The 26,290-nt window shown below is 63.8% G+C and carries 25 protein-coding genes; 3 read left to right on the top strand and 22 right to left on the bottom strand.

Annotated elements, in window-relative coordinates; translation table 11 throughout:
* Positions 1-22 precede the first annotated feature (22 nt).
* Positions 23-1,486: a lipase family protein gene (locus HMPREF2734_RS01815; protein WP_070568733.1), complete on the top strand. Its 1,464-nt coding sequence runs from the start codon at positions 23-25 to the stop codon at positions 1,484-1,486.
* Here HMPREF2734_RS01815 and HMPREF2734_RS01810 read toward each other — a convergent pair.
* Positions 1,438-4,179: an ATP-dependent Clp protease ATP-binding subunit gene (locus HMPREF2734_RS01810; protein ID WP_070422490.1), complete on the bottom strand. Its 2,742-nt coding sequence runs from the start codon at positions 4,177-4,179 to the stop codon at positions 1,438-1,440. The two genes, HMPREF2734_RS01815 and HMPREF2734_RS01810, sit on opposite strands and share 49 nt — an antisense overlap.
* A 223-nt stretch (positions 4,180-4,402) precedes the next feature.
* Here HMPREF2734_RS01810 and HMPREF2734_RS12360 point away from each other — a divergent pair, with 223 nt between their 5' ends.
* Entirely contained in the window at positions 4,403-4,615 is a 213-nt protein-coding gene (locus HMPREF2734_RS12360; RefSeq protein ID WP_168163590.1) for a hypothetical protein, read from the top strand.
* On the opposite strand, the gene HMPREF2734_RS01800 is transcribed toward HMPREF2734_RS12360, so the two are convergent.
* The 19 genes from HMPREF2734_RS01800 to dacB all read right to left on the bottom strand — a co-directional run bounded on the left by HMPREF2734_RS01800 (position 4,612) and on the right by dacB (position 23,496).
* Positions 4,612-5,424, bottom strand: coding sequence for a MetQ/NlpA family ABC transporter substrate-binding protein (locus tag HMPREF2734_RS01800; protein ID WP_070568727.1), 813 nt, complete (start codon positions 5,422-5,424; stop codon positions 4,612-4,614). The genes HMPREF2734_RS12360 and HMPREF2734_RS01800 overlap by 4 nt on opposite strands.
* Positions 5,425-5,481: 57 nt before the next feature.
* Positions 5,482-7,173 (bottom strand): phosphoenolpyruvate--protein phosphotransferase, encoded by a 1,692-nt coding sequence (gene ptsP, locus HMPREF2734_RS01795; RefSeq protein ID WP_070568726.1) that lies wholly within the window; start codon positions 7,171-7,173, stop codon positions 5,482-5,484.
* A gap of 10 nt (positions 7,174-7,183) precedes the next feature.
* Positions 7,184-9,181 carry a glucose PTS transporter subunit IIA gene (locus HMPREF2734_RS01790; RefSeq protein ID WP_070568724.1) on the bottom strand — a complete coding sequence of 666 codons (1,998 nt, stop codon included), beginning with the start codon at positions 9,179-9,181 and terminating at the stop codon, positions 7,184-7,186.
* A gap of 69 nt (positions 9,182-9,250) precedes the next feature.
* The gene (locus HMPREF2734_RS11725; protein WP_141750397.1) at positions 9,251-10,111 is read right to left on the bottom strand and encodes a hypothetical protein; all 861 of its coding nucleotides are present in this window, start codon (positions 10,109-10,111) and stop codon (positions 9,251-9,253) included.
* A 5-nt stretch (positions 10,112-10,116) separates the two neighbouring features.
* The gene (gene lysS, locus HMPREF2734_RS01780) at positions 10,117-11,658 is read right to left on the bottom strand and encodes a lysine--tRNA ligase (RefSeq protein WP_070450367.1); all 1,542 of its coding nucleotides are present in this window, start codon (positions 11,656-11,658) and stop codon (positions 10,117-10,119) included.
* A gap of 16 nt (positions 11,659-11,674) precedes the next feature.
* Positions 11,675-12,928, bottom strand: coding sequence for a hypothetical protein (locus HMPREF2734_RS01775; protein WP_070450286.1), 1,254 nt, complete (start codon positions 12,926-12,928; stop codon positions 11,675-11,677).
* A gap of 38 nt (positions 12,929-12,966) precedes the next feature.
* Entirely contained in the window at positions 12,967-13,764 is a 798-nt protein-coding gene (locus tag HMPREF2734_RS01770; RefSeq protein ID WP_070422484.1) for a pantoate--beta-alanine ligase, read from the bottom strand.
* 12 nt (positions 13,765-13,776) lie between these two features.
* Positions 13,777-14,478, bottom strand: coding sequence for a 6PGD fold domain-containing protein (locus HMPREF2734_RS01765; RefSeq protein WP_070568718.1), 702 nt, complete (start codon positions 14,476-14,478; stop codon positions 13,777-13,779).
* Positions 14,479-15,309 carry a DUF6779 domain-containing protein gene (locus HMPREF2734_RS12325; RefSeq protein WP_070568716.1) on the bottom strand — a complete coding sequence of 277 codons (831 nt, stop codon included), beginning with the start codon at positions 15,307-15,309 and terminating at the stop codon, positions 14,479-14,481. It lies immediately after the preceding gene.
* A 10-nt stretch (positions 15,310-15,319) separates the two neighbouring features.
* Positions 15,320-15,787, bottom strand: coding sequence for a DUF3180 domain-containing protein (locus HMPREF2734_RS01755; protein ID WP_070568713.1), 468 nt, complete (start codon positions 15,785-15,787; stop codon positions 15,320-15,322).
* Positions 15,784-16,242, bottom strand: coding sequence for a 2-amino-4-hydroxy-6-hydroxymethyldihydropteridine diphosphokinase (gene folK / locus HMPREF2734_RS01750; RefSeq protein WP_070568800.1), 459 nt, complete (start codon positions 16,240-16,242; stop codon positions 15,784-15,786). Before folK ends, HMPREF2734_RS01755 begins: the two co-directional genes overlap by 4 nt.
* 5 nt (positions 16,243-16,247) lie before the next feature.
* Positions 16,248-16,619 carry a dihydroneopterin aldolase gene (gene folB / locus HMPREF2734_RS01745; RefSeq protein WP_070483452.1) on the bottom strand — a complete coding sequence of 124 codons (372 nt, stop codon included), beginning with the start codon at positions 16,617-16,619 and terminating at the stop codon, positions 16,248-16,250.
* Positions 16,612-17,517: a dihydropteroate synthase gene (gene folP, locus HMPREF2734_RS01740; protein ID WP_070568710.1), complete on the bottom strand. Its 906-nt coding sequence runs from the start codon at positions 17,515-17,517 to the stop codon at positions 16,612-16,614. The genes folB and folP overlap by 8 nt, the downstream gene beginning before the upstream one ends.
* A 7-nt stretch (positions 17,518-17,524) precedes the next feature.
* Complete coding sequence (gene folE, locus HMPREF2734_RS01735; protein WP_070422479.1) at positions 17,525-18,100, bottom strand: GTP cyclohydrolase I FolE; 576 nt, start codon at positions 18,098-18,100, stop codon at positions 17,525-17,527.
* Positions 18,087-20,435, bottom strand: coding sequence for an ATP-dependent zinc metalloprotease FtsH (gene ftsH / locus HMPREF2734_RS01730; RefSeq protein WP_070568707.1), 2,349 nt, complete (start codon positions 20,433-20,435; stop codon positions 18,087-18,089). Before ftsH ends, folE begins: the two co-directional genes overlap by 14 nt.
* 21 nt (positions 20,436-20,456) lie before the next feature.
* Positions 20,457-21,056, bottom strand: coding sequence for a hypoxanthine phosphoribosyltransferase (gene hpt, locus HMPREF2734_RS01725; protein WP_070568705.1), 600 nt, complete (start codon positions 21,054-21,056; stop codon positions 20,457-20,459).
* A 114-nt stretch (positions 21,057-21,170) separates the two neighbouring features.
* On the bottom strand, positions 21,171-21,332 hold the full coding sequence (locus HMPREF2734_RS11940; RefSeq protein ID WP_168161878.1) for a hypothetical protein: 162 nt from the start codon (positions 21,330-21,332) through the stop codon (positions 21,171-21,173).
* A 17-nt stretch (positions 21,333-21,349) separates the two neighbouring features.
* Positions 21,350-22,240, bottom strand: coding sequence for a tRNA lysidine(34) synthetase TilS (tilS, locus tag HMPREF2734_RS01720; RefSeq protein ID WP_070568702.1), 891 nt, complete (start codon positions 22,238-22,240; stop codon positions 21,350-21,352).
* Positions 22,240-23,496: a D-alanyl-D-alanine carboxypeptidase/D-alanyl-D-alanine endopeptidase gene (dacB, locus tag HMPREF2734_RS01715; protein WP_070568700.1), complete on the bottom strand. Its 1,257-nt coding sequence runs from the start codon at positions 23,494-23,496 to the stop codon at positions 22,240-22,242. Before dacB ends, tilS begins: the two co-directional genes overlap by 1 nt.
* A gap of 61 nt (positions 23,497-23,557) precedes the next feature.
* Here dacB and HMPREF2734_RS01710 point away from each other — a divergent pair, with 61 nt between their 5' ends.
* Positions 23,558-24,040, top strand: a complete 483-nt coding sequence (locus HMPREF2734_RS01710; RefSeq protein ID WP_070422474.1) for an inorganic diphosphatase — start codon at positions 23,558-23,560, stop codon at positions 24,038-24,040.
* A gap of 142 nt (positions 24,041-24,182) precedes the next feature.
* On the opposite strand, the gene HMPREF2734_RS01705 is transcribed toward HMPREF2734_RS01710, so the two are convergent.
* Together HMPREF2734_RS01705 and HMPREF2734_RS11935 are read right to left on the bottom strand one after the other, a co-directional pair.
* Positions 24,183-25,838, bottom strand: a complete 1,656-nt coding sequence (locus HMPREF2734_RS01705) for an MFS transporter (protein ID WP_070568696.1) — start codon at positions 25,836-25,838, stop codon at positions 24,183-24,185.
* An 88-nt stretch (positions 25,839-25,926) separates the two neighbouring features.
* On the bottom strand, positions 25,927-26,290 hold a 364-nt coding region (locus HMPREF2734_RS11935), incomplete at its 5' end, for a hypothetical protein (protein WP_210384716.1).

The following is a 26,290-nucleotide window of genomic DNA, read 5'->3' as shown; positions in this document are numbered from 1 at the left end:
CCGGCAGTTTACACTGCTGTACATGCAAAAACGTTGGTGCTCCCTGCTCATTCCGGTGTTATTGGCCCCATCCGCGCAGGCTGCGGACCTGAGCGCGGAGTCGTTGTCGTCGCTGTCGTCGGTGGGGTCGTCGACACTCGAGGTGGTACGCGACGCGTCGTCGTTGTCGTCGCTTCCGGAGTCATCGTGGAAACCACTGGCCGGCGCACCAGGTAGCGAGGCGGGCTCGCTTGACGCGGTGAAGCGGGTGCCAGGGTCGACCGGCCAGCGCATCCGCTACACCACCACGAATGACAAGGGCGAGAAGGTCGCGGTGACTGGGGCGTTTTACAAGCATCGCCGCGCGAAGGGGCTCATCGCGCTCGCACCGGGCACGCGTGGTCTGGGTGATCAGTGCGCGCCGTCGGCAGGCTCGTCCATGCTGGTGCGCATCGAAGACGGCACCGTGAACATTAACTATGAGGCGCCCCTGGTACAGAAGCTACTGGATGCCGGCTATTCCGTGGTGGTCACCGACTACATCGGGTTGGGCACCGATGGGTTGCACACCTACTTGAACAGGGTGGATCAGGGGCATGCGCTTATCGACGCCGCCCGCGCCGTTGCAAAACCAAACCAAAAAGTGGGCTTCTGGGGCTACTCCCAAGGCGGTGGCGCTGCCGCGGCCGCTGCGGAACTCGTCGCCGACTACGCCCCCGAACTCAACGTGATGGGAACGTTCTCCGGTGCCCCACCAGCCGATCCGCTGGGTGTGCTGGAGCAAGGTACCGCACCGATGCTCACCGCCGTGGCCGGTTTTGCCGCTGCGAGCTACTCCGAAAGCTACTCGGAATTCGGCGAGGCCCTGCAGGAACACCTCACCGACGAGGGCAAAGTCTGGCTCGAAGGACTGAAAACCTCGTGCGTGGTCGACGCCTCGTTGTCTGCGCCAGCCGACCCTTCCACACTGTTCACCGCAGGCAACTCGTTCGCTGAAGTGGTGCACTCGGATGAGCGGCTGGCGAAGTATCTGGAACTAAACAAAATGGGCACCGTCGCGCCGTCTGCGCCGATCATGGTGATGACGAATGCCGACGACGACCTCGTTCCGGAGCCGCAAGCCACCCAACTGGCAGAGGACTATTGCGCCGTCGGTGCGCAGGTGGAGTACCGACGCGTGGTGGTGCCGGGTTCCCCGACGCAACCATTGTCTTCGGGGCGTCTGCAGTTGACGCCGCGCGTTCCTGGTTCGGGCCATGCCGCTCCCCTGCTTTTGCAGGCCGACCATGCGATTGCGTGGATGGATGATCGTTTCGCCGAACAGCCTATGAAACGGGTGTGCCCCTCCGACCATCCTGCATATGAGGTGGTGGAGGGGCTTGACGCGGTGGAGATCACCGCGTTAGTCCTCGGCATCCTTGGGATGCTGGGGATACTCGGTGGCGCAGCCTGGTGGGTTTACACCGGCTCGGGGCCGTTGTCTTCCTTGCCCTCGTTGCCGTTCTGATCTTCGGCGGTCGTGTCGCGCTCATCCGGGAACTCGGAGGCTTCGGACTCCGGCTGGGTGCGCTCCGGCTCGATGTCGCGGACCTCTTCTTCCAGCTCGACGTCGAAGGCCTCCGCTGGCAGCGGGCGTGGACGTGGGGTGAAGGTGAAGGTCGCATCCGGGGCGGCCTTGCCACGATCCTTGCGGGCCGTCTCCACGTCGCCGTCCCAGCCCTCGACGTCCACGGTGATGATCTCGCCGGCACCGATCTCGCCGAAGAGGATCTTCTCGGACAGGATGTCCTCGATCTCCCGCTGGATGGTGCGACGCAGCGGACGTGCACCCAGCACTGGGTCGAAGCCACGGACTGCCAGGAGGTTCTTGGCGTTCTCGGTGAGCTCGATGCCCATGTCCTGCGCGGCCAGGTTCTTGTCCACTCGAGCGATGAGCAGGTCCACCATCTGGACAATCTCTTCCTGGGAGAGCTGCTTGAACACGACGATCTCGTCGATACGGTTCAGGAACTCCGGACGGAAGTGTTTCTTCAGCTCGTCGTGAACCTTGCCCTTCATGCGCTCGTACTGCGCCTCGGAATCCGCAGCGGTATCCCCGGTGAAGCCCAGGCCGACCGGCTTGGAGATGTCGGAGGTACCCAGGTTCGAGGTGAAGATCAGCACCGTGTTCTTGAAGTCCACGTTGCGACCCTGGCCGTCGGTGACGTGACCTTCTTCCAGCACCTGCAGGAGGGTGTTGTAGATCTCCTTGTGGGCCTTCTCGATCTCGTCGAAAAGCACGACCGAGAACGGCTTGCGGCGCACCTTCTCGGTGAGCTGGCCGCCCTCTTCGTAGCCGACGTATCCCGGAGGGGCACCGAAGAGACGCGACGCGGTGAAGCGGTCGTGGAACTCGCCCATGTCCACCTGGATCAGGGAGTCGTCGTCGCCGAAGAGGAACTCTGCAAGCGCCTTCGACAGCTCCGTCTTACCCACACCGGATGGGCCGGCGAAGATGAACGAACCGGACGGACGGTTCGGATCCTTCAGACCCGCACGGGTGCGGCGGATGGAGCGGGACACAGCCTTGACAGCCTCGTCCTGGCCGATGATGCGCTTGTGCAGCTCGCCTTCCATGTTGAGCAGGCGCTTCGACTCGCTCTCGGTGAGCTTGAACACCGGGATGCCAGTCCAGTTGGCCAGCACGTCAGCGATCTGCTCCTCGCCAACCTCGGCGATGTCCTCGAGATCATCAGAGCGCCACTTCTTCTCCTTCGCGGCGCGCTCCTCGGTGAGCTTGCGCTCCGTTTCGCGCAGGCTGGCTGCCTTCTCAAAGTCCTGGGCGTCGATCGCCGCTTCCTTTTCCTTGCGGACCTCAGCGATGCGGTCGTCGACCTCACGCAGGGAATCCGGAGCGGTCATGCGCTTGATGCGCATGCGGGCGCCGGCCTCGTCGAGAAGATCGACTGCCTTATCCGGCAGGAAACGGTCATTGATGTAGCGATCTGAAAGGTTCGCTGCAGCCTTGAGTGCATCGTCGGTGTAGGACACGCGGTGGTGCGCCTCGTAGCGGTCGCGCAGGCCCTTGAGGATCTGGATGGTGTCCTCGATGCTCGGCTCGTCCACCTGCACCGGCTGGAAACGACGCTCAAGGGCGGCGTCCTTCTCGATGTGCTTACGGTATTCGTCCAGCGTGGTTGCGCCGATGGTCTGGAGCTCGCCACGAGCCAGCTTCGGCTTCAGCAGCGAAGCAGCGTCGATCGCACCTTCGGCGGCACCGGCGCCGACGAGGGTGTGGATCTCGTCGATAAACAGGATGATGTCGCCGCGCTGGTTGATCTCCTTGAGCACCTTCTTCAGGCGCTCCTCGAAATCACCGCGGTAACGCGAACCTGCAACCAGGGAGCCCAGATCCAGCGAGTAAACCTGCTTGTCCTTCAGGGTCTCCGGGACGTTGCCGTTCGCAATGTCGAGCGCCAAGCCCTCCACGACGGCAGTCTTACCGACGCCCGGCTCACCGATGAGCACCGGGTTGTTCTTGGTACGGCGCGACAGGACCTGCATGACGCGCTCGATTTCCTTGTCACGGCCCACAACCGGGTCGAGCTTGCCTTCCTTGGCAGCAGCGGTGAGGTTACGGCCGAACTGGTCGAGCACGAGCGAGTTGGAACGCTCGCCGCCCTGCGGGCCGCCACCACCTGCACGGTTGCCGCCAGCACCCGCACCTGCGAAGCCCGGGCCGCCGCCCTGCTGCGGGGACTCCGGATTCTGCGCCTCGCCGCCCTCGTAACCAGACAGCAACTGGATAACCTGCTGGCGCACACGCGGCAGGTCAGCGCCGAGCTTGATCAGCACCTGGGCTGCAACGCCCTCGCCCTCACGGATCAGGCCGAGCAGCAAGAACTCGGTGCCGATGTACTTGTGGCCCATCTGCAGACCCTCACGCAGGGAGAGCTCCAGAACCTTCTTGGCACGCGGGGTAAACGGGATGTGACCGGTGACCGGCTGGGTGCCGTGGCCAATGATGTCGATGACCTCACGGCGCACATCCTCAAGGTTGATACCCATGGATTCGAGGGCCTTCGCGGCGACGCCCTCGCCTTCCTTAATCAGGCCGAGCAGGATGTGCTCGGTGCCCATGTAGTTGTGATTGAGCGCGCGCGCTTCCTCCTGCGCCAGGACGATGACGCGACGGGCCCGGTCGGTAAACCGCTCGAACATGTGGCTGACCCCTTCTATAGCTAAATCGTTGTCCACCACCATAACGCCGGGGTGCGACATCACTTCCCACGTTTTCGCTGCCGGGGGCGTGGAATCGTCGAAAAGCAGTGCTCAGAGGGGATGTTCACCCTTAGCGAACATCCCTGAAATACACATTTTCATGCAGTTTGCAGCCCGGATTAAACGGGTGCCCGCACGAGGGGCACGCGGCCCCATACTCGGCGTGCGTCATCATGTAACCGCACGCGCCGCACATCACAGAGCGCAGGTGCTTATCGACGCCCACAAACCGGTGATCCGCCAACTCGTCATGGCACAGCGAACAGGCCCAGAGTTTGTGGCAGGACCCGCAGGTATTGGCAATGACGTCGCACTCCGAGTGCCAGTGGGCGCACCGGCCTTGCGGGTCGACGTCGATACCGTGGATTTTCATTAATTCACCGGGATTACGGAGCCGCTGTACTTCTCGCGGATCCACTCTGCGGTCTCCGGCGAGCTCAGGTCCGCCGCCAGCTTCTCGATGCGGGGATCCTTCGCCGCGTCCTCATTGGCTGCGAGGATATTCACGTACGGGTTGTTCTCCGGGCTCTCGGCAATGACAGAATCCTCCGACGGGTTCAGGCCAATTTCCAGAGCGAAGTTCGAGGTTGCGATGACACCGGCAACAGACTCGTCCGACAGCGACTGAATAACCAGGGTGTCTTCGACCGGGACGATCTCAATGTCCTTCGGGTTGTCGGTGATCGACTGCAGGTTGATCTTGGACACGTTTGCCGGATCAATCTCCTGGTCCAGACCGATGACGCCGTTGGCCTCCAGCAGGATCAGCGCACGGGCAAGGTTGGACGGCGAGTTATGAGTCACGATCTTCGCCCCCTGCTCCAACTCGTCAATGGACTTGATGGAGTTGGAGTACATCCCCATCGGCTCAATGTGGACTCCGACGATGTTGACCAGGTTCTTGCCAGTCTGAGTATTCCAGTCCAGCAGGTACGGCGAGTGCTGGTAAAAGTTCGCGTCCGCGGAACCGTTGGCCACCGACATGTTCGGTTCCGACCCACCAGAAATGACCTTGACATCCAGCTCGTACTCCGGATTTTGCTCGTCGACGTAGCGCAGAATCTCCGCGTGGGGCGTGGCTTGCGCCAGGACGGTGAGCGGTTCTTCACCGCCCGAATCACTGGAGCAAGCAACGAGGCCAAGGCCAACTGCGGCAGACAAAGCAATGGACGCGAAACGCTTCATGGGGAAGCCCTTTCCCTATCGTGAACAACTTTGTCTGCCAATACTAGACTATGCGGTTCACAGTAGGTCAAGAATTACCGAATCTGCGATCCCAAGCACCGCCTCACGTGCATCTTCAGCGGTCCGGGCGGCAAGGGCAGCATCGGCCATCTTCCGGCAGGTATCCATGTCGTGCAGGCGCAGCGCCGCGCGCACTGCGTTGACCTTGCCGGGCGCCATAGACAGCGACTTCACGCCAAGGCCGACAAGGACGAGGGCCATGAGCGGGTCGCCGCCGGCCTCGCCACACACGCCGATGGGTTTGCCAGTAGCTTCACCGCCACGGCAGGTCTCGCGGATCATGGACAGCACCGCGGGCTGCCAGGGCGAGAGCAGTTCGGCGAGTTCGCCCTGCATGCGGTCAGCGGCCATCGTGTACTGGGAAAGGTCGTTGGTGCCGATGGAGCCGAAGTCCACAACGTCGAGCACCTGCCCGGCGCGAATCGCGGCCGCAGGGGTTTCGACCATGATGCCCACCTGCTTCAGGCCAGCAGCGCGGGCGCGTTCAGCGAACCACTCGGCCTCCTCGACCGTGGCGACCATGGGCGCCATGACCCACAGTTCGGCGTCCGGCACGTTACGCTGCGCGTTGGCGAGTGCCTCCAACTGGTCGGCGAGCAGATCCTCGCGGGCTTGGGACAGGCGCAGGCCGCGGCGACCGAGGGCTGGGTTTTCCTCCTCGCCAAGGTCCGCAAACGACAGCGGCTTGTCGGCGCCGGCGTCGAGGGTGCGCACCACCACGCGGCGCTCGCCGAAGGCCTCGAGGACCTTGGTGTAGGTCGCGGTCTGCTCGTCCACGCTGGGCGCGGAGTCGCGGTCCAGGAAGAGAAACTCAGAGCGGAACAGGCCGGAGCCTTCCAGGTCATAGCCCGCAGCCTTCACCGCGTCTTCGGCGGTGCCGATGTTGGCCAGCAGTTTCACGGCGTGGCCGTCGCGGGTGGCGCCGGCGCCGGCGGAGCCTTCCAGTGCGGCGGCGCGGCGGCGGGAGCGCTCGTCGAGTTCGGCGACGTCCTCATCGGACGGGGCGACGATGATTTGGCCGGTGCTGCCGTCGAGGGCGATGCGGGGGTCGTCGACAATCGCATCGGAAATGCCCTTGACCTGCACCGCAGCTGGGATGCCGAGCTGTGCGGCGAGGATCGCAGTATGCGAGGTCGCGCCACCCGCCTCGGTGACAATGCCTAGCACCATCGCCGGATCCAGTGTGGCGGTCTCAGCGGGCGCAAGATCGTGCGCGACCAGGATCGACGGCGCCGTCAGATCCGGCACGCCCGGCTCCGGCAAGCCGCGAAGGCGTGCGGTGGCGCGGTCGCGGATGTCGTAAAGGTCGGTGACACGCTCGGCCATGTAGCCGCCGAGTTTGCGCAGCTTGTTCGCGTACGTCTCCACCGCGTCGTGTACCGCTTTGGTGGGGCCGCTGCCCTTCTTCAGTTCCTTGTCCACCCCGCGGATCAGGCCACGATCCGTGGCCAGCGCCGCGGTGGCCTCGAGCACGTCCTGCGACGCCTTCGAGTTGGCGTGCGCCGCGCGTTCGCGTAACGACGACGCCACCTCCCCCAACACTTCCCGTATCCGCTGACCATCCGCCTCGGGGTCCACGGAGGCGGGCTCGTGGTTATCGATACCCACCGCCGGGGTCACTACCGCGACGGGTCCGCAGGCAGTACCAGCGGACACACCAATGCCGTGAAGAACTGTGCGCTCAGTCATGCCACCGAGCCTACTCGGCGGGCGTGATCTCGAGGATGGCATCTCCAATTTCGACGGTGCCATCGGCCACGTCGTTTACTCCGCCGAGTTTCTTGGAGTTGACCACGGTGGTGATCACAGTGGTGTCGACCCCCTTGGCGGCAATCGCCGGGAAGTCCACCTCCGCCAGTGCGTCACCGGCAGCGACCTCATGTTTCTTCTCTACCAGCGGGGTGAAGCCCTCGCCCTCGAGTTTCACGGTGTCGATGCCGATGTGCACCAGCAGTTCCGCGCCGTCATCAGTCTTGATGCCGTACGCGTGGCCCGTCTTTGCCACAGAAATCACCTTGCCCGCAGCGGGCGCAACCACGGTGAGTTTGTCATTCGCCGGAATCACGCCAACAGCCTGGCCGAGGGCGCCGGAGGCGAAGGCGGCGTCGTTAAGCGCTGCCATCGCCACAACCTCACCAGCGACAGGAGCGAGCACTGTGCTTTCAGTGCTTTGCGACGACCCCACAACCGCAACCGGCTCCTCCTCACGAGCAGCAGCCGCGCGAGCAAGCGCGTCCGCCTTCTCCTCAGGGGTGCGGTAGTCGGTGATCAGGATGATGAAGAACGAGGTGAAGAACGCCACTGCGATGGCGATCATGTAGACCCACATCGGGTCGAACACGAACATGGTCGGGATGGAGGTGAACACGAACGCGTTCGTCTTCACACCACCGAACGGGGTGCCCAGGATCGCGATAGTCAGGCCGCCGGCGAAGCAGCCGACGAGCATGCGCGGGTAGATCTTCTTAAAGCGCAGGTGGATACCGTAGAGCGACGGCTCGGAGATGCCGCCGAGCAGGCCCGCGGCGAGGGCGGAACCGGAGGTCTGGCGCATCAGCGGGTCGCGGTCACGAATAGAAATAGCCAGCACCGCGGCGGTGGCGCCGAAGCAGGCAAAGTTCCAGGCACCCATTGGTCCCTGGATGAAGTCGTAGCCAAGGGTGTTGATGTTCACCAGCATCAGCGCGTTGAGCGGCCAGTGCAGACCAAGCGGCACCAGGAACGGGTAGAGCATCGGGATCAGCAGCGCGAACAGGAACGGTGCGTTGCCGTTCATCCATGCCAAGCCAGTACCAATCCAGGCACCGAGCAGGTAGCCGAACGGGCCAATGATGAACGCGGTGACCGGGATCATGACCAACAGGGTCAAGAACGGCACGAACACCATGTGCACGGTAGACGGGATGATCTTCTGCAATCCCTTATAAAGCAACGCAGCGACCGCGGCCATGATCAGCGGCACGAAGACGTTGCCGTTGTAGCCGTTATGGATCATGGGCAGGCCGAAGACGTCGATGACGTCGGTCGGCGCGCCGAACAGATCGATCACTCGCGCATCCGGGTGCTCGGTCAGATCCACGAAGTCCGGGGTGAACAACGCCAGCATGACCGCGGCTGGCACCCACGGGTCAATATTGAGCTTCTTGCCCGCGTTGTAGGCAACAGCCACCGGCAGGAAGAAGAACACGGAATTCCACATGGCGTCCACGAACTGCCAGCCCGGTGTCTTTACTTCCGCACGGAAGTCGATGATGTCGAAGGCGTCGAGGAAGGCAGCGAACGCAATGATCAGCGACGCGCCGAGCAGCACGCCCAGGATCGGGCGGAAAGAGTCTGAGAGATACTCGAAGAACGTATCGAGCCACGGCATCTTGCCCTTGGCCTTGTCGCGCTGCTGCTTCTTTAGCTCGTCGTTGGACGTGGTGCGGCCCGCCATCTCAGGCAGGTTATTGATCGCGTTGTACACCGTAGCCACGTCACCACCGACAATGACCTGGTAGTGGCTGCCGCCCTGCGGCACCGCACCCATTACTTTCGGATTCGCTTCGAGGCGGTCTTTGTCGGCCAGGGAGGCGTCGTTAAGTTCGAACCGTAGTCGGGTCGCACAATGCGTCATCGACGCAATGTTGTCGGCCCCGCCGATCCCGGCGAGGATATCGGCGGCCTGATCTTGCAGGCTCGCCTTAGTGGTCGCCATGCTGATGCTCCTTTCAACCACATGATTTAGTCACATCAAACGTTAGTTGGTTATAACCACCGTGCACAATTAGCAGGGGTCGAGATATTCCTCACGATCCGACAACACTCGCGCGTTCCCGCCGTAGTTCTTCTTCGCAGCACACAGCGCATCCGTGTCGTGGCCAAAATCGAGGTACACCGGGTAAATATCGTTGCCATCGACCTGTGCGCGAAGCGACGGGCAGTGGCCTGGATAGGTGAACTCAGCATTTCCATCGCCGAGATACGCAATGTCAAACGCAAGCTTGGAGTGTGTCGAGCCAATATCTCCGTCCGCAATTACGGAATCGAGAATGAGAATTCCTCGTCCATCACAATTCGGCGCAGAGATTTGACGCTTAACCCCTTCAAACTGCGCCTCGATAATCACGCCATCGCTGTCGCGCTTAATCCCCCAGTTTGGGTCGAGTGTGCTCGATGTCGGCACAGGAGTGGAAGCCTTCGCCTGCTTCTTGTGCGGCGGCTCCTGACCAGGCGGGTACACGCCGCAGCGTGGCTCCTTATCCGCCAGGGATTCGGGAACGCCGAGCTCCTCAAGACGACCCGGGTTAAAGCACGGCCGCGCCATACCCATGCCATCCCACACGCCATCGGACTCTACTTCTACCCAGTGCTTACCGTCCCACTGCGCGAGGATGATGTTGCCGGAATTCGGAACTCCAGGACGAGTGAATCCACCTTCGCAAGGACCATACAGCTCAAACTCTTCAAGCCCTGGCGAATTTTTGATTGCATCAGTGGAGCAATCCGGTGGGGGCAGCTGCGACGTTGTTGTGGTTGGCGTGGTAGGCACCGTTGGCTCCGCAAGCTCTGCTTGTTCACTACTGCCACAGCCCGCCAACGAGGCTGCGAGGAGTACTCCGGCTGCTGCGAGGGGCCAACGGCGCATCGTCGTTACGCCTCCGGCTTCACCATCGGGAACAGGACGGTCTCGCGGATACCCAGGCCGGTCAAGGCCATCAGCAGGCGATCCACGCCCATGCCGCAACCTGCTGTCGGCGGCATGCCCTGCTCCATAGCGGCGAGAAAGTCCTCGTCGAGCACCATGGCCTCGTCGTCACCATGCGCCGCCAGGCGGGCCTGGTCTTCGAAGCGCTCGCGCTGGATCACCGGGTCGATGAGCTCGGAGTAGCCGGTGGCCAATTCGAAGCCACGGACGTAGAGGTCGAACTTCTCGGTCACACCCGGCTGCTCGCGGTGGTCGCGGGTCAGCGGGGAGGTCTCCACCGGGAAGTTAATGACAAAGGTCGGCTCGTAGAGCTGGTCGGAGCAAAGCTCCTCCCAGATTTCCTCCACAAGCTTGCCGTGCAGCCAGCCTGCATTCTCCGGAACCTTCAGACCGATAGTCTCAGCGATGCCCTTGAGTTCCTCCACGGAGGAATCGATGGTCACCTCAGGCTGGCCCGGGAACTTACGCTGCAGCGCCTCGTTGAGCGACGGGTACATCTCCAGTACCTTCCACTCGCCGCCGAAGTCGTACTCGGTGCCGTCAGCCAGCGTGACCTTCTGGGAGCCGAAAACTTCCTGGGCACAGAACTGGACAAGACCCTTCATGGTTTCGGCACCGTCCTTGTAGGTGCCCCACGCCTGGTAGGTCTCCAACATGGTGAACTCCGGCGAGTGGGACGAATCCACGCCCTCGTTGCGGAAGTTCTTATTGATCTCAAAGACGCGCTCCAGGCCACCAACAACGGCCCTCTTCAGGTAAAGCTCCGGCGCGATGCGCAGGTAGAGGTCAATGTCCAGCGCGTTGGAGTGGGTGACAAACGGACGCGCCGCAGCACCGCCGTGCAGCGTCTGCAGCATCGGCGTCTCAATCTCCACAAAGTCCAGGCCCGTCAGGTACTTACGCACCGCAGCCATGACCTTGATGCGGGTCATGGCGTTCTTGCGCGCATCCTCGCGCATGATCAGATCCGTGTAACGGCGACGGACGCGCTGCTCCTCGTTCATGTCCGCGAACGCGACCGGAAGCGGGCTCAAGGCCTTCGAGGCCATGTGCCAGGACTGTGCCTGGACGGAGAGCTCGCCTCGTCGAGAAGCAATGATGCGCCCACGAACCGAGACAATGTCACCCAGGTCCGTGTCAGCCTTCCACTGCGCGAGGGCTTCCTCGCCCACCTCTGCCAGCGACAACATGACCTGCAACTGGGTGCCGTCACCCTCCTGCAAGGTGGCAAAGCAAAGCTTGCCAGTGTTGCGCTGGAACATGACGCGGCCGGCGACGGCCACCACATCCTGGGTTTCCTGGCCGGCCTCAAGGCGGGTCACACCGTCGCCTTCGCCCTCTTCAACGACCTGGTACTTCGCCCGCAGGTCCTTCAGCGAGGTCGTACGGTCAACTTCGACGGGGTAGGCATCACGGCCCTCGCCGATAAGCCGTTGCCTCTTCTCCCGGCGGATTTGCTGCTGCTCTGAAAGATCCTGCGTACTCACGCCGGTCAATCGTAGTCTATTGGCAAAGCGGAAGATCCAGACGCTGCTCTTCCGAGTTCAAACCGTTAATAATCATGAGGTATTCAGGCTTGTCCTGCGGCACCATCACATAGGCAGGCGGGTTCGCGTCCGGCAACTCATAGGAGTTCACGGTGCACTCACCGGAGCCCAACACGACGGCCTCGCGCGGGTCCGGCACCGCATCGTCGCGGTCATACTCGTCGGCGTACTTCACCACAGACACGCCCAACTCTGCGTTGGCGCAGCGGATCTTGCCTTCCTGGTCCGGATCGGTCGAGCCGTTCTCGCAGCGCAGGTCCTGCCAGCCCTTCTGGCCGGACTTCTTGGACACGATATCCGGGTACTCCTCGGCGATCTGCGCCTCCGCACCCTCCCAGGCCTCGCCGCGGTTGGCGGACCAATACCACAGTGCCGCAATAGCGATGAGCAGTAGCGCCAGGATCGCGATGATCCACGGCCACGGGACTTTCTTCTCGTTCGTCGCCGCCGGGCGGGTGTAGTTGCCGTCCGGGCCGTACGCGTACGGCTCAGGGCGCTTGCGATAGCCGTCCTCCGGGTTGGGAGCAACGTCGATGTTGGACGCCTCCTGGGGCGCCTCGCCCACCGGCACCATATGCAGCACATCCGCACAGGTGCGCACGCCCTCGCGTGGGGCCTCGCCCGTCATCAGACTGACCACGCTGGCGAACTTGTCCACATTCGCCTTGGCCAACTCCTCATCCGAGCCAACCGCGTCGGTACTCGGACCAACCAGGGTGAGCTTCACCGGGGTGGTCGACCACTGCGGCTGCACCAAAAGTCGCTCCGGCGAAATAGAACGGGAGACGAACCCGGACAGGCCCTTGAGGTCGTAGTCATCGATGGCCTCGACCACCGGGGCGAGCAGGTCACGCACTTCCTGCTGGGTAAACGTCGCGCCCTTCTCCGCAATGAGGTCGCTCAACGGCGTGCCGGTTGCGGCCTCGCGCAGGACGAAAAGCTGCCCTTCGTCGGTGGTACCCACACTGCGCGGCTGGAACGCGCCCGGATGCGCCGCCAGCGCGAGGCGGCTGTTGAGCGTGTTCACGTCGGCGCCGAGGTGTTCCGCCACCTTCGTGTCAAAGACCTCCACCTCTACGGCGTGGCCTTTGTCGTCCGACGCGGTGTACAACGTGGACGTTTCAGTACGGCCGCTTTCACGCACCTGCTCAGGGGTGAAGGCGAAGCCGAAGCGGTCGGCGAGGATTCCGGCGATGTTGGGCACAGACATGCGCCGCATTCTACCGCCTGCGACCGCAGCCCGTTCGGCTACCTATCTTCTTCGATGTGCTTGAAGCCAATCCCGAGCGGCAAACCCACGTTGTCGGCCAGGCGCACAGGGCCGAGGTCGACGGCGGCGAGGAGGCGGGCGTCGCCACGCTCGGGCGCTTCGCGCATCGCCAGGTCGCGCAGCTCAAGGTAGGCCGGTTCAAGGCCCTCGGCGGCGAGCACACCACGCACGGTTTCAAGCACGACCTCGGCGCCCTGCTCAGCGGCGTGGGCGCCTGCGGTCAGCGCCGCCGGCAGTGCGAGAGCGGCCTCGCGCAGGTCCTCCGGCACGTCGGCGTTGCGCAGCGACACCGCCAGCCCGTTCGGGGTGCGCACGGTAGGCACGGAGTGCAGTTTGACCTCCATACGCAGGCCAGAGACCGCATATTGCGTGGCGACGAGCACCTCAAAGTCCTTCTCCCCCAACACCACATCCGTCGCATGCGAGGCGTTAATCGCAGCAAGGATGCGCGCCACCTCGCGCTGCGTGTGCTCCGGGTCCTCCAGCGGATCCACCCCGGAATCCACCCGCACCTTGGTCTCCAGCGGGCCGTGGAACACCACGTCCACCTTCTCCTCGGCGAAGATGTCCGGCACCTCGTCGCCAGTAAACGTGACCACGACGTACGAGCCGAGCAGCGACTTCGCCGCACGGATTAACTCAATGTGACCCGCGTGCACATCGCGACCCAACGGCACGACCACAACGGACTTGCCAATCTTGCGAAACGCCCGCCCGTACGTTGCCAGCAGCGCCTCATCCGTAACGACGACTGCCTTACCTGCCTCAAACGCCATCTATCTTCCCCTTTATCTTCCCTCGTATTTCTGAATAACCCACAGTTCCGTATCCGTGTCCTGCTCCATCTCACCGCGTCGGCGCTGCAGATCCACAAACAGCCTGCGCACCCCGGGTTCCGGCAGTGCGTCGAGCATCCGGTCCAAGTCGTTGACGCTTTTTGCGTATCGACGACCCGACGCCGCCTCGATGAACTTCTCCGCCACCGCCTCAAACGCAGGAACCGTATCGATGAGCAGCTCGAGCGCGTCGTCGCGCACCGTCGCTTCCAGCGCGCGAAGTTCTTGGGCGGCGGCGATGGTGGGGCGGACGGTGTCGTCGATACGCATGCTCGTGCCGCCGATCTCCGCGATGAGCAGCCCCACGACGGTTTCGCCGAGTTCGTCCGCGGCGGAGGTGACCCAGATGTTGTCGAAGAGGTTGTGGGCGCACATGGTGATGGCCTGGGACGTTTCGACGTCGTCAAGCAACTGCGGGCCTTCCTCCAACGCGGTGTGGAGGAACATCTGCTGCGGGCGCGCGTAATCAGCCAGGATTTCTGCGGCGGCACGGATATCGTTCGCGGAGCCGTCGATGAGCACGAGGTCCACGTGCGCGATCGCGCCCGGGTCGGTGTTGATATCGATCGGGCGCACGGTGTGCCCGGCGCGCTCCATGTCGAGAGCGAGTTGGCTGTGGCCGGGGATTGCGCCTACGAGCAGGCGTGGCGCCATTTACTTCCCCCGGCGGGCGAGCAGTTCAGCGACGGAAATGGAGTTCTCGCGCTCGTCACGACGACGGCGGCCCGAACGGCGCGGCTCCTCCTGCGGTTCCGGTTCCGGGGTTGGCTCCGGCTTGGGTTCTGGCTGCGGTTCCGGCTTGGGTTCCGGCTTTGCTTCTGCTTCCGCTTGCGCCTTTCGTTCGCTGATCAGGTCAGACAGCGGGTTGCGTGCGGGACGACCGGACGGCTGGGTGCCAATGCGGCCAGCGATCGCATCCGAGCTCGGCGCACCGGTGGGACGCACGCGGTCGAGCACAACCGTGTCGTCGGTCGACGGCGACGGGCGCGCAGGCTCCGGCTCTGGGGTCGGTTCCGGCTCCGGCTCCGGCGCTGGCTCTGGTTCTGGGGTGCTCTCCAACTCGGAGATGCGACGCGCAGAGGCGCGCACGGCGGCCGGCTCGTACTCGAAGACGCGGCCGTTGAGCTCCTCCAACTGTGCTCGCAGTGCCTGGATCTCATCCTGCAGCGCGCGAAGGGCTTCCATGTCCACCGCGGAGCCCTCGCCCTGCGGCAGGGCGGCGATGACGGCCTTGTGGCGTTCTTCCTGCTCGCGGACTTGTTCGCGGGCGGCTTCGGCGTCCCGGGTGGCGTCGTCACGCTCGCGGCGGCTGCGGAAGTTCAAGATCAGCCCGGCCGCGCCCGCCCACAGTGCGAAGATCAGCGCGATCTTCAGTGCGTTGGCGGAGTTGGTAAACAGCATGACAACGGTGCCAATTACGGCGACAACAAAGGGGACGATGACCCACAGGGTTGCGCTGTCACTGGATGTGTTTTTGGCACTCATGCCCAACACTCTAGCCAACCCCCTGCCCGTCGGCGGGTGGCGACACCTCGCAGTTTTTCTCCAGCACCAACCCGGCAACACACAGCGCGATGCCACCGAGGGTGCCCACGGTCAGCGGCACGACGTCCTCGGATGCGGCCGCCAGCACGTCGAGCCTGCGCACCACATACATCAACGCGCCTGCATACATGCCGCCGCAGATCGCACCCGCCCACGCGCTGGCCTTGCCGAACACCATGAAGTTCGCGGCCTGCATCGGGTTGAGTTGGCTGCGGTCCAGCCCCACCTGGCCGTCCTTGCGGCGCTTGTGCACCACCCATGCCAGCCACCCGGCGACCGCGGCGATGCACCACAGCGACAGCGACACGATTAGGTCCAGCGACTCCAGCCAGCTGTAATAACGCCGCACCACAATCAACGCAGCTGCGGCACTGAAGCCAGCGGCGGCGATGATCCCCTCGATCGGCGTGCGCTTCATAGTTTGCGCACCCCTTGATCCTCCAGGCCGTCGAGCAATTCGCGTATCGACGACCCCTTCAACTCCGCGCCCGGATCAATCTCCAACCACGGCTCGAGCACAAACTGGCGCAGGTGCGCGCGCGGGTGCGGGACCGTCAGCACCGGGTCGTCGGAGGTGTAGCCCTCGATCCAGACAATGTCCACGTCTAGGGTGCGAGGGCCCCAACGCTCCACGCGCACACGCTCGGCCTCGTTTTCCAGGCGCTGGCAGCGCTCGAGCAACTTGTGCGGGGTTTGGTCCACCTCCACCAGCAGGCTCTGGTTCAGAAAGTCCGGCTGGTCGGTTTTGCCCCAGGGGGCGGTGGCGTAGATGGAGCTGGCGGCAACGGTTTCGTCGGCGAACTCGTCCACAACCGCGCGCAGGTGCGCACGCGCATCACCCATGTTCGATCCGGAGGACAGCACTGCGCGCATGGGCATCACATCCGTTTCCGGGAGCGGCGCGCCACCACGGCAACATCGTCGAACACTGCCGGGATCGGCGCGTGTGGCTTGTGCAAGGTCACCTCGATCGCGTGCAGCGCGTCGTAGGTGCGCATGGCGGTCTCTGCGATCTCGACAACCACGGTCTCAATCAACTGACGTGGCGTACCGGTTGCAATCGCCAGCGCGGTGTCGGCGAGTTCGGCGTAGTTGACGGTTTTGGTCAGGTCGTCGTCACGCGCGGCGTCTGCAAACTCCAACCAGCACGTGATGTCCAGCGAGAACGCCTGGCCAAACTCCGTTTCGTGCTCGAGTACGCCGTGGTTGGCGTGGAACTTAAGCCCTTTGAGTTCGATGCGGTCAGCCATGGTTCCACCTTGCCACCACATCCACCGCGTCGCGAGAGACCGCAACCTCGTGCACACGAACGCACCAGGCGCCGGCCTGGGCAGACAGCGCCGTGACGGCAGCGGTAGCCGGGTCCGCATCCACCGGGGAGTGCTCCAGACCACGATCCGCGCGGATCTCGCGGAGGAAACGCTTGCGCGACGCGCCGACAAGAATCGGGAACTCGCCGGCAATGAACTCCGGCAGGGCGTTGAGCAGCGCCCAGTTATCGGCCGCGGTCTTGGCAAAGCCCAGGCCCGGGTCCAGCGTGATCTGCTCCTTGGCCACCCCCGCGGCCAGGGCGTTCTCGACGAGTTCTGCCAGCACCTGGTGGACGTCCTTGACCACATCCCCGCCGTGGTCAGCCGCGCCCGAGGCGTTGACAAACGCGTCCGCACGCCAGTGCATGAGGCACACCGGCAGCTGCGTTTCCGCCATCACGCGGTACATGTCCTCATCCGCCAGGCCACCGGAGACGTCGTTGATCAGATCCACGCCCTCTTCAGCAGCGGCCTGCGCGGTAGCGGCACGCATCGTGTCAATCGAGGTCCGGATGCCATCCTCGTGCAACGTCCGGATCACCGGGCGAATGCGCTCCGCTTCCACCTCCGCGGGAACGCGGGTGGCGCCGTTATCTGCGGTGACGCTTTTGTCCCCCGCAGAGTCCACCTCCGCGGGAACGCGGGTGGCGCCGGGTCGGGTGGATTCGGCGCCGACGTCGATAATGTCCGCGCCCAACTTCACCAACTCGTGGGCATGGGCGATGGCATCGTCGGTGGCGAGCCACTTGCCGCCATCCGAAAACGAATCCTCCGTGACGTTGACAATCCCCATCACACTCGTGCGTCCGGACAGTGTCAGGTCGGCGACAGTGGTCATTGGTGTTCTATCCCCTAATCAGGCTCATGACCTCGGCACGCGAGGCCGCGTTCTTCTGAAAACCGCCGCGCACAGCGGACGTGGTCGTTGTCGCACCCGGCTTCCGAATTCCACGCATTGCCATGCACAGGTGCTCGCATTCGATGACGACGATCACCGCAGACGCATCAAGCTTTTCGACGATCGCGTCCGCAATCTGCGCCGTCAACCGCTCCTGCACCTGCGGGCGCTTCGCGTACATATCCGCCACACGCGCCAGCTTGGACAGGCCGGTCACCTTGCCGTCTTGTCCAGGGATGTAGCCAATGTGGGCTACGCCGTAGAACGGCACGAGGTGGTGCTCGCAGGTGGAGTAGATCGGAATGTCACGCACGAGCACCAACTCGCGGTGGTTCTCCGAAAAGGACTTCTCCAGGTGCACCTTCGGGTCCTCGTGCAGGCCTGCGAACACCTCGGCGTAGGCGCGCGCCACACGCGCTGGCGTCTCCACGAGGCCCTCGCGGTCCGGGTCCTCCCCCACCGCGATGAGCAGTTCACGCACGGCGGCTTCGGCGCGCTCGTGGTCAAACTTAGGCGTCGTCATCGTCGTCTCTCCTGTGCTTCGGTTCCTGCGGCTCGCGCGGCAACTGGGTCGTCTCGTCTTCAGACGCAGTCGGACGGGTTTCCGGCTCCGGACCACGCGCTGGGTGGTCTGGGCGTTCGTGCTCCGGCAGGCGGAAGCCGATCTCCTCGGTCTCCCGGGTTGGGTAGTTCTCCGCACCCGGGTGCTGCTTCGGCTTAGACTGCTTTGGTTGCGGTCCGCCCACGTAGGTCCAGTCCGCCGGTGGTTTCTCACCGCGGTACTGCGGGGCCTTGCCCTTCGGCGGCTGCCAACGCGTGGAGCTCTTCTGCTCCGCTGCCTTCTCTTCCGCCTCGCGTTCCTTGCGACGACGCTCACGCGTCGCCTTCGACGCCTCCAGGATGGAGAAGCGCTTCGGCGGCTCCTCGCCACGCTCCTTAGCAATCTCCACCGGAGTCTTCACCGGCTCGCGACCGATCTGGCGGCCGAAGCGCACGTCGTGCTCCGGCAAGGTCGGGCGTTGCGGCTCGATCGAGTCGAAGATCTCCTCCAGATCGCCCCGACGCAGGGTTTCCTTCTCCAGAAGCTTCGAGGCCAACGTATCCAGCTCGTCGCGGTAGCGCTCGAGGGTTGTGTAGGCGACCTTGTGGGCTTCGTCGAGAAGCGCCTGCATCTCCTCGTCGATCTTCGCGGCGACTGCCGGCGAGTACTCGAGTGTGCCGCCACCGCCGCGGCCGGAAAACGGATCGCCCTGCTCCTGGCCGTACTTCACCGGGCCAAGCGAGGAGGTCATGCCGTACTCGGTGACCATCGCACGCGCGATCTTCGTGGCCTGCTCGATGTCGTTCGACGCACCGGTGGTCGGCGCGCCGAAGACCAGTTCCTCGGCGGAGCGGCCACCCATGGCGAACACCATGCGGGCGAACAGTTCGTCGCGGGTGTACATGCCCTTGTCGTCCTCGTCGGCCGTCATGGCAAAGCCACCGGTGCGGCCGCGGGCGAGAATGGTCACCTTGTACACGCGCTCGATGTCCTTGAGCGCCCACGCGGCCAGCGTGTGGCCGCCCTCGTGGTAGGCGGTGACCTTCTTCTCGTGCTCAGAGATGATCTTGCTGGAACGACGCGGGCCACCGATCACGCGGTCCGTGGCCTCCTCCAGCGCATCCGCGGTGATCACGTTGCCGCCGATGCGGGCGGTGAGCAACGCGGCCTCGTTAAGCACATTCGCCAGGTCCGCACCCGACATGCCCGCGGTGCGCTTGGCCAAAGCATCCAGGTTGACGTCCTTGGCCAACGGCTTGTCCTTCGCGTGCACCTTCAAAATCTGGGCACGGCCCGCGAGGTCCGGGTTGGATACCGGAATCTGGCGGTCGAAACGGCCCGGGCGCAAAAGCGCGGGGTCCAGGATGTCCGGACGGTTCGTCGCCGCCAGCAGGATCACGCCCTCGCGGCCGGAGAAGCCATCCATCTCCACCAGCAACTGGTTCAAGGTCTGCTCGCGCTCGTCGTGGCCGCCACCCATACCGGAGCCGCGCTGGCGGCCGACGGCATCGATCTCGTCGACAAAGATGATGCACGGAGCGTTCTCACGCGCCTGTTTGAACAGGTCACGCACGCGGGAGGCGCCCACACCAACGAACATCTCCACAAAGTCAGAACCGGAGATGGTGTAGAACGGCACGCCCGCCTCACCAGCGACAGCACGCGCAAGCAGGGTCTTACCGGTGCCCGGCGGGCCATAGAGCAGCACACCACGCGGGATCTTCGCGCCGAGCTTTTCGTACACGCTCGGGTCGGTGAGGAAGTCCACCACTTCGTGGAGTTCGTCGACGGCCTCGTCGGCACCCGCCACGTCATCGAACGTGTTGGTCGGGTTGTCCTTGGTCAGCTGCTTCGCCTTCGAACCACCAATGCCAAACGGTCCGCCGCCGCCCGACTGCATGCGATACATGAAGTAGAACAGCAAGCCGAACACCAGGATCATCGGCAGCATGAAGCCCAGCATGGACATCAGGAACGAATCCTGCGTCACGTTCGTCTGGTAGGAATCCGCCTCAGCCTCACGCACCGCCTGGAACACATCCGGCGCGGTACGAGCCGGGTACTGGGCAGAAATTGCCTCGACGCCCTCGCGCTCGTCGACAGTAATCGGCTCACGCAGATCAATACGCACCCGCTGCTCGCGGTCATCGATCTGCACTTCCTCCGCATTATGTTCGCGGAGCTGCTGCATCGCCACCGACGTATCCACGCTCTGGTAAGCGCGGGAATCGTCCCCAATCAGCGTCAGCAAATAGAGCACAATAAGCGCGATGGCGCCCATAATGCCCCACCGCATGACGTTTTTATTTTTGCTCATAAACCTTTGTTCTAGTCGGCTTTACTCAGCGTCCGAGTACACGCGCGGATGCAACGTGCCCACGTACGGCAAATCACGGTAGCGCTCCGCGTAATCCAGGCCGTAGCCGATCACGAACTCGTTCGGGATATCAAACCCGATATCAAGCAAGTCGATCTGCGCCGTCTGCACATCCGGTTTGCGCAATAGAGTAACGACCTCAAGGCTCTTCGGGTTCCTGTTGCGCAAATTACGCAGCAACCACGACAGCGTCAGACCCGAATCGATGATGTCCTCAACCACCAGCACATCACGGCCGGCGATCTCCTTATCCAGGTCCTTCAGAATGCGGACCACGCCAGAACTCGTCGTCGAGTTGCCGTAGGAGGACACCGCCATGAACTCCATCTCAGCCGGAATGGAGAGCTTGCGCGCAAAGTCCGTTAGGAAGAACACCGCCCCCTTCAGCACACACACCAAAATGAGGTCCTCTTCAGAGTCGCGGTACTTCTCCGACACCATATCCGCCAACTCCTGGATACGGTCCTGCAACGCCTCCTCACTGATCAGGATTGCCTCCACGTCGTCGCCGTAACGGTTCGGCGGAACGTTGAAATCCTTCGTGTCGTGCAACTCAGTCATGGGCTGGCCTTTCCCTTTCGCTGTGCCTCGCGGACGTCACGCAGTTCACCTGCGCGTAACTTCCTCATCTTGCCACTAGATTCCTACAAGGCACAACCACCTGGGACATTTGGGCTAGAGCTGCGCTACGTTGCGTTCGTCGCGGCTCAGGAGCTCGTCGGCTAAATCATCGTGGGAGTCCTCAAGAAGCCCTCCCTGAATCCCCTCTTCTGCCTGAAAGCGGCGGAAACTCTCTACGATCTCCCGCATCGACTTCTCACCTGGTTGCATAGTCACCGAGCGTATTGCGCAGATCACGCCCGCACAAGGACCAGTTTCCCGTCGATTCGCGCCACCGAACGCCCGCCGCCGACTGCGATCGGCCCCTGCCCGCGCCAGTTGGTCACCAGCGCCTCGATCGCCGCCAGTTGGTCGCCTTGGACCCGCACTCCTTCATCTAAGAGCCATATTGCTAATCGACGACGCCTCACCGGCCCCGCATCCCCCTCCAACTCCACACACGACGTGGTCGGCGTGAGGTTCGCGAGTTGTTCAATGAGCGCCTGGTCGGCTGCGATGCGGTTCGCGGTGGTGGCAAGGGCCGGCACCGCATCCCCGCCCAGCAAGTCCGTCAGCGCAGGGATGATGCTTTGGCGCATTGCTACGCGACGATACGCCGGGTCGGAATTCATCGGGTCGTGCCAGACTTCGAGCCCGAGTTCCTCGCACGCCCCGACGGTGTCTGCGCGGCGGATGTGTAGGAACGGCCTGACGATCTTCCCGTTGCGCTGCGCCATGCCCGACGGGTTGCCCCGCAACGCGCCGAGTAGCAGGGTTTCTGCCTGGTCGTCGGCTGTGTGTGCGACCCAGACGTCGCGGCCGGATTCGAGCAGTGCGGCGTACCTTGCTTCGCGCGCGGCGGCCTCGACGTTGCCGGGACCTACTGTCACGTTGGCCACCGTAGAGGCAAACCCGAACTCGCGCGCCACGGCCGCGGCACGCTCGGCGACGTCGGCCGAGCCGGGCTGCAAACCGTGGTCCACAACTAGGACCGAGACGTCCTTTTGCTCCGCCGCAGCCGCCGCGACCAGCGCCAACGAGTCCGGCCCGCCCGACAGCCCGATCACCGCCGGCCCGTCGAAGGGGCGCACCGCCCGCCTGCACGCGAGGAAGTGCGGGGAGCGGCGCGGCCAAAACGGTTGCATTAGAACTCGCGCAGCGCCGAGGTGAACTCGTCCATGGCCCGGCGCGCCGCGAGCACGTCGGCGTCGTTGCAGATCAGCGCAAACGTATAAATGTTGCCGTTCACGCTGGTCACCGTTCCGGCCAGCGAGGCAGTGCCGTCGAGCGTGCCGGTTTTCGCGCGCACCCAGCCGCGTCCCGGGAGGTCGCCGTAGCGGTCCGCCAGTGTGCCCTCGCCTGCTGCAACCGGCAGCGTTGCCAGAAGCGGGCGGAGTTCGGGTTTGGTCGTAGCTTCCACGAGCACACTATCCAGCACCACCGGCGGGATTCGGTTGTCGGTAGACAAGCCCGAGTTGTCCGAGAGCGCCACACCCGACGTATCAATGCCGTGCTCCTGCAGCAACGACAGCGTCGCCGACGGCGCGTCCTTCACCCCGCGCGCGAGCGCGACCTCGCGCCCGATCGCCTCGGCATAGACGTTGTCGGATTCCTTCATCATCATCTCGAGGCGCTCCACCAGTGTTGGCGATTCCACCTCGGCGACAACCTCGGCGTCGACGGGGGCCTCGCGCACGTCCACAACACCAGCACCGAGACGGTTCGCCAGCGCCTGCGCCACGTCGAGGGCCGGCGTGTGCGAACGCGGCACGTCGCCAGACGTCTCCCCGTCCAAGCGCCCACCGGACAGCATCGCGGGCTGCAGTGGCGCGACGTAACCGCCGTCGATATCCAGCGGGTCCCAGCCCGGCATCATCTCCGGCATGCCAGCCCAGGCAGACGTGTCCACATACACCTCGGAGGCTTCGCCGATCTGCCCCGCCAACTCGTCGAGTGCCTCGGCGTCCAACCACACGTCGCCGGCAGCCTTGATCGTCACCGCATCCGAATCCGCGGCACGCACCACCTGTGTCGTAATCGTGTCGCTTTGCCCCAACTCGATCAGCGCCGCCGCGGCCGTGAGCACCTTCGTCACCGACGCCGGACGCAGCGCATCCCCGGAGGCCTCGTCAAACACCACGCCCCCGCTTACTGACGACACCCGCGCATGGAACTGCCCCAAACCCGGATTTTGAGCTAGATCGATGAGGGTCTGGGTTAGCAAGGTGTCGTCGATAAGCGAAGGCTCTGCAGGCACAAGCGGAAACGCCGCCTGCTCAAGCCGAAACGCCGGCGCATGATCAATCCGCGACAACTGCTCATGCGCAGCCACACCAAACCCAGCAACACCACCAACCGCAGCCAACGCCAACGTGCCCGCAACCCAAGTCCATACCTTCATCGGCCAAAAGCGTAGCCCACGTATGATGATTTGCGGACAATCACCAAACGAAGGAGATCCCATGTCTATTGAGGTCATCATCGAAATCCCCAAGGGCTCGCGCAACAAATACGAGTTCGACCACGAAACCGGCCGCGTCTACCTCGACCGCTACCTGTTCACCCCGATGGCGTACCCAGCCGACTACGGCTACATCGACAACACTCTTGCCGACGACGGCGACCCACTCGACGCCCTCGTCATCCTCCCCGAACCCGTCTTCCCGGGCGTCACCGTCAAGGCCCGTCCGCTTGGCGTATTCAAGATGACCGACGAAGCCGGCGGCGACGACAAACTCCTCTGCGTCATCGACGACGTCCGCTACGACCACTACCAGGACATCGACGACGTCTCCGACTTTGTCAAGGACGAAATCGAGCACTTCTTCGTCCACTACAAGGACCTCGAACCGAACAAGGAAGTCACCGGCTCCGGCTGGGGCAACAAGGCAGAAGCCGAGAAGATCCTCCAGGCCTCCATCGACGCATACAAGGGCGACAAGTAAGACGCTTCTTGTTTTAATCCCGGGCTCCGCGACTGTGCGGGGCCCGGTTTTTGCTGTTCTGTTCTGGGGTTTTCTGGGGTTTTCTGGGGTTTTGCGCAGTCGTCTAGCTCCCCCTCAGGTGCAGCTAGACGATCAGCGAACACTAGACTGCGGCCGGAGTCTTCTTCGACTGTCGCAGCACCATCACCGAGCCGAGCAGGCCCAGCAGCAGGAACAGCGCAGAGAACCCGATCGACCAGGCGGCGGCCTCGGCGAACCCGCTGGACAGCTGCTGAACAACCACACTGCGGGCGTCGCCGAGGGGTTCGGTGAAGGGGTCGGTGGGGGTGGCGTCGCGAAGTTGCCCGATCATCGAGCCCGCGGATGCCTGGGTGGCGTCGGACAGCTTGGACAGCACATTCTCGGGCACCCCGGCGACAGCGTCGAGCGAGGCCGGGATGGTGCGCGCCATCGCCGCTGCCAGGGCGGATCCGGCGATCGCGGCGCCCATGGCAGAGCCGAGTTGGCGCACGGTGGACTGGGTGGCCGAGCCCGCGCCCGACTGCGCTTCGGGGATACCGGCGAGCACCGTCGAGGTCAACTGCGCGGAGGCGAGGCCGAGCCCCACGCCGTAGACCACGAGTGCGCCGACGGTAAGCCAGCTGGAGCCTTGCGTTGCGACGACCCCAGCCAACAGACCAACACCAACCACCTCAAGCGCAAGACCAAGCACGACGACACCCGGCGCGCCGAGCCGAGCCGCGAGGTGGCGTGCGGAAGCGCCGGAAACGAACGCGCCGAACGCCATCGCGGCAAGAACGAGGCCAGTGCGCACGGAAGAAAGTCCCACGGCGTTGACCAGGAACAACGGCAGGACAAACATGAGGGCGAACTCGCCGACGGCAACCATGGCGGCGGTGAGGTTGCCCCAGGAGAAGGTGCCGACCTTGAACAGGGAGAGATCCAGAAGCGCATCGCGGCCGTTGCGAGCACGATGCAGTTCCCAGCGCAGGAACAAGCCGATGAAGATCAGGCCGATACCGATGGCGAACGGCACGGGCGAGACAGTCCAACTCTCCGGCCAGGACCAGGAACCAAGACGCAGGGTTTCTTTCTTCTCCCACCAGCCGAGCGTGGTCGCCTCGATGAGCCCGAACACGACAAGACCGAAGCCGATGGCGGAGGTGAGCAGGCCGTCGACGTCGACACCCCGGACGTTGCGTTTACCGTGGGTTTGCGGCACCCAGGCGTAAATCCCCAGCAGCACCATCAGGCCGAGCGGCAGGTTTACCCAAAAGATCCACTGCCAGGAGAAGTACTGTGTGAGCACCCCGCCGAGCAGCGGGCCAAGCGCCGCCGTGCCACTCATCACGGCGCCCCACACACCGAACGCGGCGGCACGGTCCTTGCCGTGGAAGAGCGAATTTACCGACGACAACGTCGCCGGCAGCACCAATGCACCACCGACGCCTTGGACGGCGCGGGCTGTGATCAGGGTGGTTGCGGTCGTCGATAAGCCTGCAAGCAACGAGCCACCAATGAACAGCGCAACGCCGGCGGCGAACGTGGTGCGGCGGCCGACGCGATCACCGAGGCGGCCGGAGCCGAGCAGCAACGCCGCAAAGATGACGTTGTAGATCGCGTTGACCCATTGCGCGTTGGTGAGGCTGAGGTCGAGGGCGGTGATCATCGTGGGCAGGGCGACGCCAACGATGGTGCCGTCCATAACAATCAGCGCCAGCCCCGCGGCGAGGACCGCGAGGGCCTTCCACCGGCCGGGGTGTTCGGTTGTTGTGTTTGGGGTGTGCACTGTAGTCACGGGGTTCCTTTCGACCTTCACGACAGTAGGCCTGGGAACCACCCGGATTCATCAACCGATCGGTCGAAAAAATACACACCCTTTCGGTTTAGAAGTAGTGCTTGTACAGGTAAAACCCAACAGCACCGAGGCCGGTAAGCACCAGCAGAATGCTCGGCACGATGATCGCAAGCGGCGAGGTGCTCGAGGACTTCGCCGAGCCATCTTCCTTCCCTGCCGGGATCTCCAGCGATTCCGTGATGGTTGTCGGCACGCTCGTACTCTTATCGACGACCGCCCCCTCCGGAACCTCCACCACCGTCGTAGCCGTTGCCGTGGTGGTCTCGGTGGAGGTGGTCGTGGTTTCGGTGGCCTGCGTGGTTGTGGTGGATGCGCTCGGCGCCGTGGTCACCGTGACCTGCTCCGACGTACGCGAGGTCGTGGTTTCCTTCGACGACGTTGCCGGGGTTGCC

The organism is Corynebacterium sp. HMSC055D05, assembly GCF_001810365.1.
Taxonomy (GTDB): Bacteria; Actinomycetota; Actinomycetes; order Mycobacteriales; family Mycobacteriaceae; genus Corynebacterium; species Corynebacterium coyleae.
This window is presented reverse-complemented; position numbering and strand designations above follow the sequence as displayed.

Bases quoted from the DNA above. Each gene is read 5' to 3' on its own strand.
- HMPREF2734_RS01775 (WP_070450286.1), bottom strand. From the start codon at position 12,928: ATGTCTGTGCCCAACATCGCCGGAATCCTCGCCGACCGCTTCGGCTTC.
- HMPREF2734_RS01790 (WP_070568724.1), bottom strand. From the start codon at position 9,181: ATGGCGACCACTAAGGCGAGCCTGCAAGATCAGGCCGCCGATATCCTC.
- HMPREF2734_RS12325 (WP_070568716.1), bottom strand. From the start codon at position 15,309: ATGAGTGCCAAAAACACATCCAGTGACAGCGCAACCCTGTGGGTCATC.
- tilS (WP_070568702.1), bottom strand. From the start codon at position 22,240: ATGCAACCGTTTTGGCCGCGCCGCTCCCCGCACTTCCTCGCGTGCAGG.
- HMPREF2734_RS01815 (WP_070568733.1), top strand. From the start codon at position 23: ATGCAAAAACGTTGGTGCTCCCTGCTCATTCCGGTGTTATTGGCCCCA.
- dacB (WP_070568700.1), bottom strand. From the start codon at position 23,496: ATGAAGGTATGGACTTGGGTTGCGGGCACGTTGGCGTTGGCTGCGGTT.
- folE (WP_070422479.1), bottom strand. From the start codon at position 18,100: ATGACGACGCCTAAGTTTGACCACGAGCGCGCCGAAGCCGCCGTGCGT.
- HMPREF2734_RS01755 (WP_070568713.1), bottom strand. From the start codon at position 15,787: ATGAAGCGCACGCCGATCGAGGGGATCATCGCCGCCGCTGGCTTCAGT.
- HMPREF2734_RS01810 (WP_070422490.1), bottom strand. From the start codon at position 4,179: ATGTTCGAGCGGTTTACCGACCGGGCCCGTCGCGTCATCGTCCTGGCG.
- HMPREF2734_RS01770 (WP_070422484.1), bottom strand. From the start codon at position 13,764: ATGGCGTTTGAGGCAGGTAAGGCAGTCGTCGTTACGGATGAGGCGCTG.
- ftsH (WP_070568707.1), bottom strand. From the start codon at position 20,435: ATGAGCAAAAATAAAAACGTCATGCGGTGGGGCATTATGGGCGCCATC.
- HMPREF2734_RS11725 (WP_141750397.1), bottom strand. From the start codon at position 10,111: ATGCGCCGTTGGCCCCTCGCAGCAGCCGGAGTACTCCTCGCAGCCTCG.
- hpt (WP_070568705.1), bottom strand. From the start codon at position 21,056: ATGACTGAGTTGCACGACACGAAGGATTTCAACGTTCCGCCGAACCGT.
- ptsP (WP_070568726.1), bottom strand. From the start codon at position 7,173: ATGACTGAGCGCACAGTTCTTCACGGCATTGGTGTGTCCGCTGGTACT.
- folK (WP_070568800.1), bottom strand. From the start codon at position 16,242: ATGCGCGCAGTGCTGTCCTCCGGATCGAACATGGGTGATGCGCGTGCG.
- folP (WP_070568710.1), bottom strand. From the start codon at position 17,517: ATGACCACTGTCGCCGACCTGACACTGTCCGGACGCACGAGTGTGATG.
- folB (WP_070483452.1), bottom strand. From the start codon at position 16,619: ATGGCTGACCGCATCGAACTCAAAGGGCTTAAGTTCCACGCCAACCAC.
- HMPREF2734_RS01765 (WP_070568718.1), bottom strand. From the start codon at position 14,478: ATGGCGCCACGCCTGCTCGTAGGCGCAATCCCCGGCCACAGCCAACTC.
- HMPREF2734_RS01800 (WP_070568727.1), bottom strand. From the start codon at position 5,424: ATGAAGCGTTTCGCGTCCATTGCTTTGTCTGCCGCAGTTGGCCTTGGC.
- HMPREF2734_RS01710 (WP_070422474.1), top strand. From the start codon at position 23,558: ATGTCTATTGAGGTCATCATCGAAATCCCCAAGGGCTCGCGCAACAAA.